Genomic DNA, 13,438 nt, shown 5'->3' with positions numbered 1-13,438 from the left:
TTTTGGAAAGGATTTAATTTTTAGAATGAGGAAAGTGTTTATTTCACATAGTAGTAAAGATAAAGAACATTTTGTGCGTCCGTTAGTTAATCATTTAAAGAAAAGTCTTGGGGAAGATCGGTTGGTTTATGATGAATTAACATTTGAGGCTGGTGCAAAATCAATAGAAGAAATAAAACGATTAATGGAGAAAACGGATTTATTTGTATTGCTACTTTCAAATAATTCATTATCTTCGAAATGGGTAAAACAAGAAATTACATGGGCGCAAACATTAGATTCTGATTTCATAGATGAACAACGAATTTTACCAGTTATTATTGATGATGTGACTAAATATAGCGATAAAGAAATTCCAAAGTGGCTGAAGAACTACAATTTAAAAAGAGTAAAATCACCAAGCAAGTTATCTAGAATAATTTTTTCCAGAGTTACAGAAATTTCGTGGAAAAATAGTGACTTTTTAAATAAAAAAACAGATTTATTTGTTGGTCGTAATTCTGAAATGGAAAGTTTTGAAAATAGAATTAATGATTTCACAATTGATAGAACTAATTTTGTCATTGCTTCTGGGATGAGTACAGTAGGTCGACGAAGTTTTTTAAAGAGAGCATTGGATAAGACCGGAATAGTTAGGAAGTCGTATTCATCACCGATAATTGTTTTGGATGGTCATCAAAGTATAGAGGATTTTATAAAAGAATTATCTAATGTTTTAGATCGGGAAAGTGATATTAATTTTATGAAAATCACTTTAGATGAAAAGATTAATATTGCATTTAAATTGTTATATGATCTAAATACGCAATTAGGGGATAAACTGTTTATAGATGATCAAGGAGCTATTGTAACTCATACTGGGGAATTGGCAGATTGGTTTAAACAAATAGTTAAAAAATTTGATTCTAGTGAGTTTGTAAATATATCGGCTTGCATAATAAGCAAATATAAGCCCTATTCTATATTTACTTTAAAAAACATATTTCATCTTCATATTGATGTATTGACTCCAAGTGATAGAAACAAATTACTTTATCAATATAGTAATCTTAATGACTTAGTTTTAGATAAGAAAGAATTATCTGATATCAGTCAGTTATTTTCAGGATTTCCTGAAGAAATATTCTATGTGATTGATGTAATTAAGGAAAATTCAAAGGCTTATCTTTATAAGAATATGCATATTGTTTCCGATTATTCTGATAATAAAATTCAGTCAATAATTTCAGAGTTTAATTATACTGAGGATGACAATAAAGTATTAAAAATATTGTCTAAGTTTAATTTTATTAATTTAGAGTCATTATCTAAAATTTTACAATATGCATCAATCTCAGAAAAAATTAATGATATTGAAAAATATTTTAGGCATGGTATGGTAAATAAAATAGGTGTGGATGGTGAATATATAACCTTAAATTTAGCGGCAAGAAATTATTATGAAAGACAAATTCATTTAGATGATCAACTATCAGATGCCTTAGACAAATTCGTTAATTCAATAGATATTAACGATTCAACCCTAGATCTCGCTGATGAAATGTTTGTTATGCAAGAAAATTTGAGATTAGGAAAAACAGTGTCCCTGGATAAACTTATTCCATCGTATTATTTGAAAACGATGAAGAATCTGTATGATAATAGAAAAAATTCTACTGTTATCAAGTTAGCATATAGAATATTGGAATCTAGTGGTATATTAGATAACTATATAAGAGATGAAATCCGATTCTTTCTATGCAGCTCATTAGCTAGATTAAAGGATGAACGATTTAAAGTAGAAGTTCAAAATATTTCAGGGTATAAACACAACTTTTTATTTGGATTTTACTATAGGCAAATAGGTCGCTTTGGTGATGCAATTGACCGCTTTAACAAAGTTTTGGAGGAAAATCGTACTTACTCTCAGGCTAAGAGAGAGCTAGTTTTGCTGTATAATAAAATTGGGGAATATGATAAGGCTTATTTGATGGCTAAAGATAACTATGAAAATAATCGAAATAATCCCTACCATATACATGCCTATTTTCAAAGCGTTCTTTATCAAAGATAGGAAATCTTACCTAAAGTAGAAAAGAATACTGGAGTCTTTATTAAATGATTTTGAAAAGATTGATTCCCCAAGTGCACGAAACATGTTTTTAATTTCTAAAGCAAAGTATAAGATGGAAATTGAAGTAGATTATAAAGAAGTTCAATCTATATTAGATCAAGCTTGTTTAGAATTTCCAGAAGATAATACCTATTTGTTGCTATTTCAAGTTGACTTTTTTGAGAGAACAAAAAATTTATTTCAATTAGAAAAAGTGTTAGACCTCATGAAAAAATCTAATTTTAATAGGCAAAATAACAATTATTACAACGATTTTCTAAAATGCCAAATATATGTGAATGCGTTGAAGAATAATGAGATAGAGTGGAGAAGGTATATATCTAAACTTACCATATCAGAGAGTGCTAGGTTATCTATTGAAGAACGAGCAAAAAAACTTATGCAAAATTATTAAAAGGAGCAAACAACATGATTAACCGTTATTCACGCCCTGAGATGGCGAACATTTGGACTGAAGAAAATAAATACCGTGCTTGGCTTGAGGTGGAAATCTTGGCTGATGAGGCATGGGCTGAGTTGGGGGAAATCCCTAAGGAAGATGTGGCTTTGATTCGCGAAAAAGCGGACTTTGACATCGACCGTATTTTGGAGATTGAGCAGGAGACTCGCCATGACGTAGTGGCTTTCACGCGTGCGGTTTCTGAGACGCTTGGTGAAGAACGCAAGTGGGTCCACTATGGTTTGACTTCTACCGACGTGGTGGACACTGCCTACGGTTACCTTTACAAGCAAGCCAACGACATCATCCGTCGTGACCTTGAAAACTTCACCAACATCATCGCTGACAAGGCTAAGGAGCACAAGTTCACCATCATGATGGGTCGTACCCACGGTGTGCACGCTGAGCCTACAACTTTTGGTCTTAAATTGGCGACTTGGTACAGCGAAATGAAGCGCAATATCGAGCGTTTCGAGCATGCGGCTGCTGGTGTGGAAGCTGGTAAGATTTCTGGTGCGGTTGGTAACTTTGCCAACATCCCACCATTTGTAGAGCAATACGTCTGCGACAAGCTTGGCATCCGTGCCCAAGAAATCTCTACACAGGTCCTTCCTCGTGACCTTCACGCTGAGTACTTTGCAGTGCTAGCAAGCATTGCAACTTCTATCGAGCGTATGGCGACTGAGATTCGTGGTCTGCAAAAATCTGAACAGCGTGAAGTGGAAGAATTCTTTGCCAAGGGACAAAAAGGTAGCTCTGCTATGCCTCACAAACGCAACCCGATTGGTTCTGAAAATATGACCGGTCTGGCTCGTGTGATCCGCGGTCACATGGTGACGGCTTATGAAAATGTGTCTCTCTGGCATGAACGTGATATTTCGCATTCTTCAGCGGAGCGTATCATCACACCTGATACGACTATTCTGATTGATTACATGCTCAATCGCTTCGGCAATATCGTTAAGAATCTGACTGTTTTCCCTGAAAATATGCGCCGCAATATGAATTCAACTTTTGGTCTTATTTACAGCCAGCGCGTTATGCTGAGTCTGATTGAAAAAGGCATGACACGTGAAGAGGCTTATGACTTGGTACAGCCAAAGACGGCTTATTCTTGGGACAATCAAACAGATTTTCGTCCGCTACTAGAAGCTGATGAAGCTGTGACTTCTCGTTTAACACCAGAGGAAATTGACGATATTTTTAATCCAGTTTACTACACTAAGCGTGTGGATGATATTTTCCACCGTATAGGTTTGGATTAAAACAAACTAAAAAATCCAGTGAAATCAAGCTTGATTTCACTGGATTTTTGCTCTCTCACCAAGCAAAAGCATTGGTTGGGGTTTCTAAGGCTTTTAGCCAGGAGCTGTCAGAAACATGGCAGAGGGTAACAGAAAGTCCTGCCATATCTAGGCTTGTGATGAGGTGACCTGTTTTGACAAAGGGCAGTTTCAAGCCTTCTATATCCAACAGTTGAAGAATGTCATCTGTGAAAACGAGTTCTTCCAATTTTGAAGTACCGCCTAAGTTATTGATGAGGAGAATAAATTCTTGCCCTTCTTGCCACTTGAATTTCATTTTGATTTTGTTGACGAGCTCCACAGCAAGTAGCTCGGAAGATTCAAACGGAACCATTCGATAACCAGGTTCGCCATGGATTCCAATTCCGTAGGAAATTTGACCTTGGGGCAAATCAAAGATAGGCAACTGCTTGCTTGGCAAGGTGGCAGATTTTGTAGCTACTCCTAGTGTCGCAATGGAGGTGGACAGAGAAAGAGCGAGTTTTTCCAACTCATCCAGACTGGCTCCTTCTTTGGCAGCTTGCCCGAGAATTTTATGTAAAAGAATTGTTCCTGCAACTCCACGGTGACGGATTTGGAAGTTGCTTTTTTCGACTGAAATATCATCATGGGAAATGATGTATTTGACTGGAATTCCTTCCTTGCGTGCTTGATAAATGGCTTGGGAAAATTCTTTAATATCAGCATCGAAGTTTTTAATAATGACAAAAACGCCCTTGCCTTGATGCAGAAAACGAATGGTTTCTAGAATATGCTCCGCACAAGGTGGCACAAAAATGGGGCCACTAATAGCAGCGGTTAACATACCATCGCCCACATAGCCAAAATGAGCTGGTTCATGACCGCTGCCGCCACCCGAAATAATGGGCACGACAGAAGAATCGTGCTGATTATGATAAATGACGGGCAGTTGTTTCAGCTGTGAAAGGTGAGGATACATGCGGGTAATTGCATTGATGTTTTGCTGAATGCTTGAATGAATTGAATTGATAATGTGAACCATATACTTGCCTTAATTTTCTATAGCTGTTTTGATTAGTTGTGTTAAGAGCTGCGCCTGTTGCTGGTAATCTTGCTCAGATAAATCCAGCAGATGTTTGATAGCATTCGCAAGCGCTTGACTGTGATAATGAATGAAAAAATGATACTCCATTTCAGAATGGAAAGGACGGGAATGATATTCTCTGACGAGTTTGGCTACAAGCTGTTGACAGTAGGTTTGAAAATAAGAAGAAAAGTCATTTTGGTCAACGATGTCAAATAATTGTGCATAAAAACTCTTATTGACGCTAAAATAGTGCAGCAATTCTTGCAGCAGCTGATAGCCAGAGATATATTCCAGATTATCTGTGACTTGCTCTCGTAACTCCGTCTGAAAAATCCATTCTAATAATTCATACTTATCCAGAAAATGATTGTAAAAAGTTTGCCTGCGAATACCGGCGTCTTCCATAATTTGCCGAACAGAGATTTTTTCAAAAGCTTGTTCGGTCAGTAATTTTTTAAAGGATTTGGCAATCCTTTTTTTCGTGATTAAGGATAATGTCATTTTTACTCCTTAGTCTTTTCTGTTCTATCCTTAGTTTATCATGAATAATGCAATAGGAAAACTAAAAAAGTGGGACATATTTTTGCTTTTGTCCGTTCCAAAATGGAGCAAAGAATTTTACAATAAAAATAAGAAAAATAACGCAAAGGAGAAACTCATGAAAAAAATTATCAATCAACCAACGGCTGTTGTGGACGAAATGCTAGACGGTTTGGCTTATATCCACAGTGATTTAGTGCATCGTGTAGAAGACTTTGACATCATTACTCGAAATAGCGAAAAATCTGGCAAGGTAGCGATTATCTCAGGTGGCGGGAGCGGTCATGAGCCTGCTCATGCTGGCTTTGTGGGCGATGGTATGTTGTCAGCTGCGATTTGCGGAGCGGTCTTTACTTCCCCAACTCCTGACCAAGTCTTGCAGGCAATCAAAGAAGCAGACGAGGGCGCAGGTGTGTTCATGGTTATCAAGAATTATTCTGGCGACATCATGAACTTTGAAATGGCGCAGGATATGGCAGAAATGGAAGGCATCGAGGTGGCAAGTGTTGTTGTAGATGACGATATTGCTGTTGAAGATAGCCTTTATACGCAAGGTCGCCGTGGAGTTGCTGGTACCATTTTTGTTCATAAGATTTTGGGAAATGCTGCGCGTGCTGGAAAATCACTGAGTGAAATCAAGGCCTTGGCTGATGAATTGGTTCCTCAGATTCATACGGTTGGGCTGGCTCTCAGTGGAGCAACCGTTCCTGAAGTTGGGAAACCTGGCTTTGTGCTTGCTGATGACGAAATTGAATTTGGAATCGGCATTCATGGAGAGCCCGGCTATCGCAAAGAAAAAATGCAGCCGTCTAAAGACTTGGCACAAGAATTGGTGGCGAAATTAAAAGATTCTTTTGAATTCAAAGCAGGAGATAAAATCGGAATCCTTATCAATGGCATGGGTGCAACACCGCTCATGGAACAGTACGTCTTTGCCAACGATGTGGCTGGAATCCTTGCAGCAGCAGGTCTGGAAGTTGTTTACAAGAAATTAGGAAACTACATGACATCTATTGACATGGCAGGCATTTCTCTGACCTTTATCAAATTGGAATGTGAAGACTGGCTGGAAGCTTTGAACAGTCCAGTTGCAACGATTGCTTGGTAGGAGGTACGATATGGATGCAGCATTAGCAAAGAAATGGATGCTTCTCTTTAACGAAAAAATTCAAGCCAACAAAGACTACCTGTCAGAGTTAGACACGCCCATTGGTGACGGAGACCACGGTGGCAATATGGCGCGTGGTATGACAGCTGTCGTTGAAAATCTGGAAGGAAAAGATTTTGCCAATTCAGCAGAAGTCTTTCAAGCCGTCTCGATGCAATTGCTTAGCAAGGTTGGCGGGGCTTCTGGTCCTCTTTACGGCTCAGCCTTTATGGGAATAATGAAGGCGGAAAAAGAGGGTACTAGCTTGGCGGATGCTGTTCAAGCAGGGCTTGACATGATTCAAAAGCGAGGAAAAGCTGTTCCGGGTGAAAAAACCATGGTGGATGTCTGGTCTGGTGTGGTGACGGCTCTTCGAAAAGGAGAATTGACCAAAGACACCATTCATACTTTGGTTGAAGCGACGAAAGATATGAAAGCAACGAAGGGTCGGGCTTCTTATGTCGGAGAGCGTTCTATCGGACATATTGACCCCGGTTCGTATTCGTCAGGCTTGCTTTTTGAAGCCTTGCTAGAAGTGGAGGAAAAAGCATGACAGAAGTTGGGATTGTCATCGTTTCTCATTCAAAATGGATTGCTCAAGGCCTTGTGGATTTAATTTCAGAAGTTGCCAAGGATGTCTTGCTGACCTATGTAGGTGGTACAGAAGATGGCGGCATTGGTACAAGTTTTGAACAAGTCCAAACGGTTGTGGAAGCTAACAAAGCGGAGAAGATTTTAGCTTTCTTTGATCTTGGATCAGCTCGCATGAATCTGGAGCTGGTGGCAGATTTTTCAGATAAGGACATTATCATCAACAATGTTCCCATTGTTGAAGGGGCTTATACAGCAGCTGCTCTCTTGCAAGCTGGTGCAGATTTGGCAACTATTCAAGAACAATTGAAAGAATTGGAGATAAAAAAATAAAGGAGGCGGATTATGATTCAGTATCTCGGTGAATTTTTAGGAACCTTTATCCTAGTATTGCTTGGTGATGGGGTTGTTGCTGGGAATGTTTTGAGCAAGACAAAAGAGGAAGGAACTGGCTGGGTTGCTATCGTTTTAGGCTGGGGGATTGCTTGTACAGTGGCGGTTTATGTATCTGGATTTTTCAGCCCAGCTCACTTGAATCCAGCGGTCACATTTGCAATGGCTTCTATTGGAGCGATCAGTTGGGGACAGGTTTTTCCGTTCATTCTTGCACAAATGCTGGGTGCCATGGCTGCGGCTTTTGTTCTATGGCTTCACTATTACCCTCATTGGGCTGAAACGAAAGATTCAGGCTTGATTTTAGCCAGCTTTTCAACGGGTCCAGCCATTCGCCACACAGCTTCTAACTTTTTGGGGGAAGCACTGGGAACGGCCATTCTTGTCATCACGATTATGGCAATTGGTCCAAATAAAGTTGCTGCTGGTTTGGGTCCAATCATCGTAGGAACGGTTATTTTTGCAGTCGGTTTCTCACTTGGACCAACGACAGGCTATGCAATCAATCCTGCACGGGATTTGGGCCCGCGTATCATGCATGCTCTTTTACCAATCGCAAATAAAGGGGATTCTGACTGGTCCTATGCTTGGATTCCAGTCCTAGGTCCAATTGTCGGCGGTGTCGTAGGGGCTTTGTTTTATAATCTTGTTTTAAGCATGATGTAAGAATATCAAAGGCAAGATATTTAAAATAAAGGAATTATATACTTGTACACAACCACAAAGTATGATTGTCAAATTTACAAAAATCTTGTTTCAAAATACTACATATTGTGATTGGTGTAAACTGCGATATAGTTCCCTAAAATAAAACAAACGCGAGATGAACAGTAGTTTGTCTCGTGTTTAGTATATATTTTTTTCGAAATAGTACTTTTTTGTTTCAAAATTGGTCTAGATAGGTTATAATGAGGTCAAAATATAAAAAAAGAACAACTGGCATTCAGATGTTCTTTACGTAAAAATAATTAGTGATTTCCACTGCGTGACACGAACTTGATTTTAAAGAAATCACCACGTTTGTAGGCTTCGCTATACTCTAAAATTTGCCCTGTGCTTTCTAACTGTGTTGTTTTTACTTGAAAGACCGTTGGGAAGTTTGTGTCAATGTCCAGTAATGTTGCAACAGCTTCTGGCGTCGGGAAGATAATTTCATTGGTTTCTTCAAAGTGCTCATCATTCATATGAATATGATAGTCTTGTTTGAAGCGATTGTAGATAGAGCTGTAATATTCAAGATTTGGATAATTTGCATTGATATATTGCTCTGGGATATAGGATTGATGGTAGATGTAAGGGATATCTTTTGCTTTACGAAGTCTCTCAATTTTATAGTAAAATTGGTGTCCCTTCAAATCTAACTTATCAAGAAATTTCAAGTCGTTTCCGCGCTCGATCGATAAAACGGTCACTTGATCATTTTGGGTAGGAAATATCTCAACGTCAGAAAATTCAACGAGTTTGTGTTTGCGGGCACGTGATACAAATGTTCCTTTTCCTTGCTGGCGAATGATATATCCGTCTTTTGCTAGCTCGTTTAAAGCTCTGACAACAGTAATAGAACTCACATCGTACATTGTGATTAGCTCAGCTTCTGTATAAAATTTATCTCCATTCTCAAATTGACCTGAGATAATCTTGCTTTTGAGTTCGTCTTTAATGTATTGGTATTTAGGGATTGCCATGTTATTCACCTCTCTTTCGCTTCCCTCTCATAAAAAATTTTACCATAATTTTTCTTAAAATGGTTAAATTTATTAAATTTTTCAAAAACTATTGACATTTCATACAAAATATATTATATTAACCAATGTAAACGATTGTAAAATCAAAGATTTGTTGTATGAAAGAAGGGAATGACTTGGCAAGATTTGAGGTTAGAGAAGAATTTTATCTGAATCAACAGCCTTTAAAACTATTGTCTGGTGCCATTCATTATTTTCGGATTCAGCCAGAGGATTGGTATCATTCGCTTTATAATTTGAAAGCTCTGGGCTTTAATACGGTTGAAACCTATATTCCTTGGAATATGCATGAGCCGGAAAAAGGGCAATTTGATTTTGAAGGTAGCCTTGATATAGAAAAATTTCTCCAAATCGCTCAAGATTTAGGCTTGTATGCCTTGCTTCGTCCGTCACCTTATATTTGTGCAGAATGGGAATTCGGTGGTTTGCCTGCTTGGCTTTTGAAGGAGGAGATGAGGATTCGCTCTTCTGCTCCTGCTCATCTTGCAGCGGTTGCTAGTTATTACGATGAATTAATGCCGCGCTTAGTCCCGCATCTTTTGGAAAATGGCGGCAACATTCTCATGATGCAGGTCGAAAATGAATACGGCTCGTATGGCGAAGATAAGGAATATTTGAGAGCTGTTCGAGATATGATGCTAGAGCGAGGTGTGACGTGCCCACTCTTTACATCAGACGGACCCTGGCGTGCGGCGTTAAGGGCAGGGACGTTGATTGAAGATGATGTGCTGGTCACGGGAAATTTCGGCTCTAAAGCTGCTTATAATTTTGCAAATCTGCAAGCTTTCTTTGATGAGCATGGCAAGAAGTGGCCACTCATGTGTATGGAATTTTGGGACGGTTGGTTCAATCGTTGGAAGGAGCCAGTTGTCACGCGAGATCCAGAAGAGTTGGCTGAAGCGGTTCACGAAGTCTTGCAACAAGGCAGTATCAATCTTTATATGTTTCATGGTGGGACAAACTTTGGTTTTATGAATGGCTGTTCAGCGCGAGGAAACATTGATCTGCCGCAAGTGACATCTTATGATTACGAAGCTCTCCTTGATGAACAAGGAAATCCAACACCTAAATACTTTGCTATTCAGCGAATGTTAAAAAAATATTATCCAGAGTATCCACAAATGGAGCCGTTGGTAAAAGAATCGTTTGAGTTAAAGGATATTCCGCTCAGTGAGAAAGTTAGTTTATTTGAGACTTTAAAAGATGTAGCGCAGCCAATCGAGAGCTTGTATCCTATGAAAATGGAGGAGTTGGGCCAAAATGTTGGCTATCTACTCTATCGTACAGAAGCGGAATGGGATGCGGACGAGGAACGGATTCGTGTCATTGATGCGCGTGACCGCATGCAGCTTTTTGTAGACGGGAACTTCATCACCACTCAGTATCAGACAGAAATTGGTGAAGACATCTTTGTTCCCCGGCAGAAGCAATCCACGCATCAGATTGATATTTTTATAGAAAATATGGGGCGCGTCAATTATGGGCACAAACTGTTGGCAGAAAGCCAGCACAAGGGCATTCAGACTGGAGTCTGCAAGGATTTGCACTTTATGCTCCATTGGAAACAGTATGTGCTGGATTTCAAGCACCCAGAAAAAATTGATTTCACGAAAGAATGGCATGAAAAACAGCCAGCTTTCTATGCGTTTGATGTCGAATTGAAAGCGCTTAAAGACACGTATATTGATTTGACCCACTTTGGCAAAGGAATTGTTTTTGTCAACGGTGTCAATATCGGTCGCTTCTGGGAAGTCGGACCGACCTTATCGCTGTATATTCCACATGGTCTCTTAACTATCGGAAAAAATCGTATCATTATTTTTGAAACTGAAGGGAAATACAGCGAATTCATTCATTTAGTTCACAAACCTACATTTAAAACAATAAAGGGGGCAAAATTATGACAATTGTAGGGAATCGGATTGATGGACGTTTGATCCACGGGCAAGTAGCCAATCTTTGGACTACAAAATTAAACATCTCACGTATCATGGTAGTAGATGATGAAGTAGCGGAAAATGCTATTGAAAAAAGCGGCTTGAAATTGGCGACACCAGCTGGTGTGAAATTGAGTGTTTTACCAGTTGCAAAAGCAGCAGAAAATATTCTAGCCGGCAAATATGATAGCCAACGCCTGCTCATTGTTGCGAGAAAGCCAGACCGCTTTTTGAAATTAGTAGAAGCAGGTGTACCAATTGAAACGCTCAATGTGGGCAATATGTCGCAAACACCTGAAACGCGATCGATCACACGCTCAATTAACGTGGTAGATGAAGATGTGGCAGTATTTAACAAACTGCATGATAAAGGTGTGACAATAACAGCTCAAATGGTTCCAAATGATCCAGTTGAAGACTTTATGAAATTATTGAAATAAATTTAGGAGGTCATTGTTATGATACAATGGTGGCAAATTCTCTTACTGACGCTGTATTCAGCGTATCAAATTTTGGATGAGTTGACGATTAACTCATCAGCTGGCTCCCCTGTTTTTGCAGGTTTTATCACTGGTCTGGTCATGGGAGATTTGAAGACTGGTTTGTTTATTGGTGGTAGTCTCCAACTCGTTGTGCTTGGGGTTGGTACATTCGGTGGTGCCTCTCGGATTGACGCAACTTCTGGTGCGGTTCTTGCAACAGCATTCTCTGTGGCAACAGGTATGAAATCAGAACTCGCTATTTCAGCTATTGCCGTTCCGGTAGCAGCCTTGCTGGTTTATACAGACGTTCTTGGACGTTTCTCTACGACTTACTTTGCACATCGTATTGATGCAGCGGTTGAAAAATTTGACTACAAAGGCATTGAACGCAATTACTTACTAGGTGCCATTCCGTGGGGACTTTCACGTGCACTTCCAGTATTTCTGGCTTTGTGGCTCGGTGGAGACGCTGTAAAAGCCTTCTCAGACTGGCTTGCCAATAATGCACAATGGATTGCAGATGGATTGATTCTTGCAGGTAAAATGCTTCCTGGTGTCGGTTTTGCAATTTTGCTTCGTTACCTTCCAGTCAAGAAAAATCTTCATTATCTTGGTTTAGGTTTTGCCATTACAGCTATGTTGAAAGTTGTTTTTGACTATATTTCAACATTGGCAGCTGCTTCAGGAGCTGTCAAACAAATCGCTACAGCTCTTGGTGGTGCAAAATTTGAAGGCCTACCAATGATTGGAATTGCGATTATTGGCTTTGCCTTGGCAACAATCAACTATAAAAATGCAACTAATAAACAAGTCGTGACTGTTGCTGCAGAACAATCAGAAAGTGGGGAAATTGACGATGACGAACTCTAATTATAAATTAACAAAAGAAGATTTTAACCAAATCAACCGTCGTAGTCTCTTTACTTTCCAATGGGGTTGGAACTACGAGCGTATGCAAGCGTCAGGCTATCTTTATATGATTTTGCCGCAATTGCGCAAGATATATGGAGACGGTACGCCAGAATTAAAGGAAATGATGCGGACACATACGCAATTCTTCAACACATCTAACTTTTTCCATACTTTAGTAACAGGGATTGACCTAGCACTTGAAGAAAATGAAGGAGTTGTGGCTAAAGATACCGTTACAGGGATTAAAACTGGTTTAATGGGGCCATTTGCAGCGATTGGCGATGCGATTTTTGGTTCTACTATTCCTGCTATTATGGGTGGTCTGGCTGCTGGACTTGCTGTTGAAGGCAATCCTCTTGGAATTTTCCTTTGGATAGCTGTGACAATCGCAATCAATGTCTTCCGTTGGAAACAATTAGAGTTTGCCCATAAAGAAGGGGTGAAATTAGTTACAACCATGCAGGACAAATTGTCTGCCATCACAGATGCTGCAACAGTTCTTGGTGTTTTCATGGTGGCGGCCTTGATTGCTACGATGATTAACTTTAAGTTTACCTATACACAAAGTTTCGGTGGTGTAACCTTCAATCTTCAAGAAACATTGGATAAAATCTTCCCACGTTTGGTGCCAGCATTGTTTACAGGTTTTGTTTATTGGCTACTTGGTAAGAAAGGTATGAATTCAACAAAAGCAATCTTTATCGTGATTATTATTGCAATTGGTGTTTCTGCATTTTCACACTTTACTCATACACCAATCTTAGGTGTTTAAAAGGAGCTTCTCTAT

The 13,438-nt window shown here is 39.3% G+C and carries 14 protein-coding genes; 11 read left to right on the top strand and 3 right to left on the bottom strand.

Features of this window, described 5'->3' with window-relative positions; all coding sequences use genetic code 11:
• Positions 1 to 34 precede the first annotated feature (34 nt).
• The 3 genes from ACOMA9_RS06090 (at position 35) to purB (ending at position 3,817) form a co-directional block, all read left to right on the top strand.
• The gene (locus tag ACOMA9_RS06090) at positions 35 to 2,053 is read left to right on the top strand and encodes a toll/interleukin-1 receptor domain-containing protein (protein ID WP_330945194.1); all 2,019 of its coding nucleotides are present in this window, start codon (positions 35 to 37) and stop codon (positions 2,051 to 2,053) included.
• A 112-nt stretch (positions 2,054 to 2,165) separates the two neighbouring features.
• The gene (locus ACOMA9_RS06085) at positions 2,166 to 2,507 is read left to right on the top strand and encodes a hypothetical protein (protein ID WP_330945193.1); all 342 of its coding nucleotides are present in this window, start codon (positions 2,166 to 2,168) and stop codon (positions 2,505 to 2,507) included.
• Positions 2,508 to 2,521: 14 nt separating this feature from the next.
• Positions 2,522 to 3,817 (top strand): adenylosuccinate lyase, encoded by a 1,296-nt coding sequence (gene purB, locus ACOMA9_RS06080; protein WP_151380424.1) that lies wholly within the window; start codon positions 2,522 to 2,524, stop codon positions 3,815 to 3,817.
• 55 nt (positions 3,818 to 3,872) lie between these two features.
• Here purB and dhaQ read toward each other — a convergent pair whose 3' ends face one another.
• Together dhaQ and dhaS are read right to left on the bottom strand one after the other, a co-directional pair.
• Positions 3,873 to 4,859, bottom strand: coding sequence for a DhaKLM operon coactivator DhaQ (gene dhaQ / locus ACOMA9_RS06075; protein ID WP_247906686.1), 987 nt, complete (start codon positions 4,857 to 4,859; stop codon positions 3,873 to 3,875).
• Positions 4,860 to 4,868: 9 nt separating this feature from the next.
• Complete coding sequence (gene dhaS / locus ACOMA9_RS06070; protein ID WP_151380425.1) at positions 4,869 to 5,405, bottom strand: dihydroxyacetone kinase transcriptional activator DhaS; 537 nt, start codon at positions 5,403 to 5,405, stop codon at positions 4,869 to 4,871.
• A 157-nt stretch (positions 5,406 to 5,562) separates the two neighbouring features.
• Between dhaS and dhaK the strand changes: the two genes are divergently transcribed.
• Genes dhaK through ACOMA9_RS06050 form a run of 4 tightly spaced genes read left to right on the top strand, consistent with a single transcriptional unit; the run spans position 5,563 to position 8,241 of the window.
• A complete protein-coding gene (dhaK, locus tag ACOMA9_RS06065) occupies positions 5,563 to 6,552 on the top strand; it encodes a dihydroxyacetone kinase subunit DhaK (protein ID WP_330945192.1) in 990 nt (329 codons plus the stop codon).
• A 10-nt stretch (positions 6,553 to 6,562) separates the two neighbouring features.
• Positions 6,563 to 7,144 carry a dihydroxyacetone kinase subunit DhaL gene (gene dhaL, locus ACOMA9_RS06060; protein WP_330945191.1) on the top strand — a complete coding sequence of 194 codons (582 nt, stop codon included), beginning with the start codon at positions 6,563 to 6,565 and terminating at the stop codon, positions 7,142 to 7,144.
• Positions 7,141 to 7,515, top strand: coding sequence for a dihydroxyacetone kinase phosphoryl donor subunit DhaM (gene dhaM, locus ACOMA9_RS06055; protein ID WP_330945190.1), 375 nt, complete (start codon positions 7,141 to 7,143; stop codon positions 7,513 to 7,515). Before dhaL ends, dhaM begins: the two co-directional genes overlap by 4 nt.
• 12 nt (positions 7,516 to 7,527) lie before the next feature.
• Positions 7,528 to 8,241 carry an MIP/aquaporin family protein gene (locus ACOMA9_RS06050; RefSeq protein WP_151380429.1) on the top strand — a complete coding sequence of 238 codons (714 nt, stop codon included), beginning with the start codon at positions 7,528 to 7,530 and terminating at the stop codon, positions 8,239 to 8,241.
• 302 nt (positions 8,242 to 8,543) lie between these two features.
• On the opposite strand, the gene ACOMA9_RS06045 is transcribed toward ACOMA9_RS06050, so the two are convergent.
• Positions 8,544 to 9,260 carry a GntR family transcriptional regulator gene (locus ACOMA9_RS06045; RefSeq protein WP_003027950.1) on the bottom strand — a complete coding sequence of 239 codons (717 nt, stop codon included), beginning with the start codon at positions 9,258 to 9,260 and terminating at the stop codon, positions 8,544 to 8,546.
• Positions 9,261 to 9,418: 158 nt separating this feature from the next.
• Here ACOMA9_RS06045 and ACOMA9_RS06040 point away from each other — a divergent pair, with 158 nt between their 5' ends.
• The 4 genes from ACOMA9_RS06040 to ACOMA9_RS06025 are packed head-to-tail and all read left to right on the top strand — an operon-like array spanning position 9,419 to position 13,423.
• Positions 9,419 to 11,224 carry a glycoside hydrolase family 35 protein gene (locus ACOMA9_RS06040; RefSeq protein ID WP_330945189.1) on the top strand — a complete coding sequence of 602 codons (1,806 nt, stop codon included), beginning with the start codon at positions 9,419 to 9,421 and terminating at the stop codon, positions 11,222 to 11,224.
• Entirely contained in the window at positions 11,221 to 11,697 is a 477-nt protein-coding gene (locus ACOMA9_RS06035; protein ID WP_330945188.1) for a PTS sugar transporter subunit IIB, read from the top strand. The genes ACOMA9_RS06040 and ACOMA9_RS06035 overlap by 4 nt, the downstream gene beginning before the upstream one ends.
• A gap of 18 nt (positions 11,698 to 11,715) precedes the next feature.
• The gene (locus tag ACOMA9_RS06030) at positions 11,716 to 12,609 is read left to right on the top strand and encodes a PTS mannose/fructose/sorbose/N-acetylgalactosamine transporter subunit IIC (RefSeq protein ID WP_003027207.1); all 894 of its coding nucleotides are present in this window, start codon (positions 11,716 to 11,718) and stop codon (positions 12,607 to 12,609) included.
• Positions 12,596 to 13,423: a PTS system mannose/fructose/sorbose family transporter subunit IID gene (locus ACOMA9_RS06025; protein ID WP_106383794.1), complete on the top strand. Its 828-nt coding sequence runs from the start codon at positions 12,596 to 12,598 to the stop codon at positions 13,421 to 13,423. The genes ACOMA9_RS06030 and ACOMA9_RS06025 overlap by 14 nt, the downstream gene beginning before the upstream one ends.
• Positions 13,424 to 13,438 lie beyond the last annotated feature (15 nt).

Source organism: Streptococcus atopicus (genome assembly GCF_049166725.1).
Classification (GTDB): domain Bacteria; phylum Bacillota; class Bacilli; order Lactobacillales; family Streptococcaceae; genus Streptococcus; species Streptococcus hominis.
Note: the sequence above shows the minus strand (reverse complement) of the source record. Positions and strands in the feature narration are given on the sequence as shown.

Excerpts from the sequence above, each read along its gene's own strand:
- dhaM (WP_330945190.1), top strand. The coding sequence starts at position 7,141 with ATGACAGAAGTTGGGATTGTCATCGTTTCTCATTCAAAATGGATTGCT.
- ACOMA9_RS06025 (WP_106383794.1), top strand. The coding sequence starts at position 12,596 with ATGACGAACTCTAATTATAAATTAACAAAAGAAGATTTTAACCAAATC.
- dhaQ (WP_247906686.1), bottom strand. The coding sequence starts at position 4,859 with ATGGTTCACATTATCAATTCAATTCATTCAAGCATTCAGCAAAACATC.
- purB (WP_151380424.1), top strand. The coding sequence starts at position 2,522 with ATGATTAACCGTTATTCACGCCCTGAGATGGCGAACATTTGGACTGAA.
- ACOMA9_RS06035 (WP_330945188.1), top strand. The coding sequence starts at position 11,221 with ATGACAATTGTAGGGAATCGGATTGATGGACGTTTGATCCACGGGCAA.
- ACOMA9_RS06085 (WP_330945193.1), top strand. The coding sequence starts at position 2,166 with ATGGAAATTGAAGTAGATTATAAAGAAGTTCAATCTATATTAGATCAA.
- dhaS (WP_151380425.1), bottom strand. The coding sequence starts at position 5,405 with ATGACATTATCCTTAATCACGAAAAAAAGGATTGCCAAATCCTTTAAA.
- ACOMA9_RS06050 (WP_151380429.1), top strand. The coding sequence starts at position 7,528 with ATGATTCAGTATCTCGGTGAATTTTTAGGAACCTTTATCCTAGTATTG.
- ACOMA9_RS06030 (WP_003027207.1), top strand. The coding sequence starts at position 11,716 with ATGATACAATGGTGGCAAATTCTCTTACTGACGCTGTATTCAGCGTAT.
- dhaK (WP_330945192.1), top strand. The coding sequence starts at position 5,563 with ATGAAAAAAATTATCAATCAACCAACGGCTGTTGTGGACGAAATGCTA.
- dhaL (WP_330945191.1), top strand. The coding sequence starts at position 6,563 with ATGGATGCAGCATTAGCAAAGAAATGGATGCTTCTCTTTAACGAAAAA.
- ACOMA9_RS06045 (WP_003027950.1), bottom strand. The coding sequence starts at position 9,260 with ATGGCAATCCCTAAATACCAATACATTAAAGACGAACTCAAAAGCAAG.
- ACOMA9_RS06040 (WP_330945189.1), top strand. The coding sequence starts at position 9,419 with ATGAAAGAAGGGAATGACTTGGCAAGATTTGAGGTTAGAGAAGAATTT.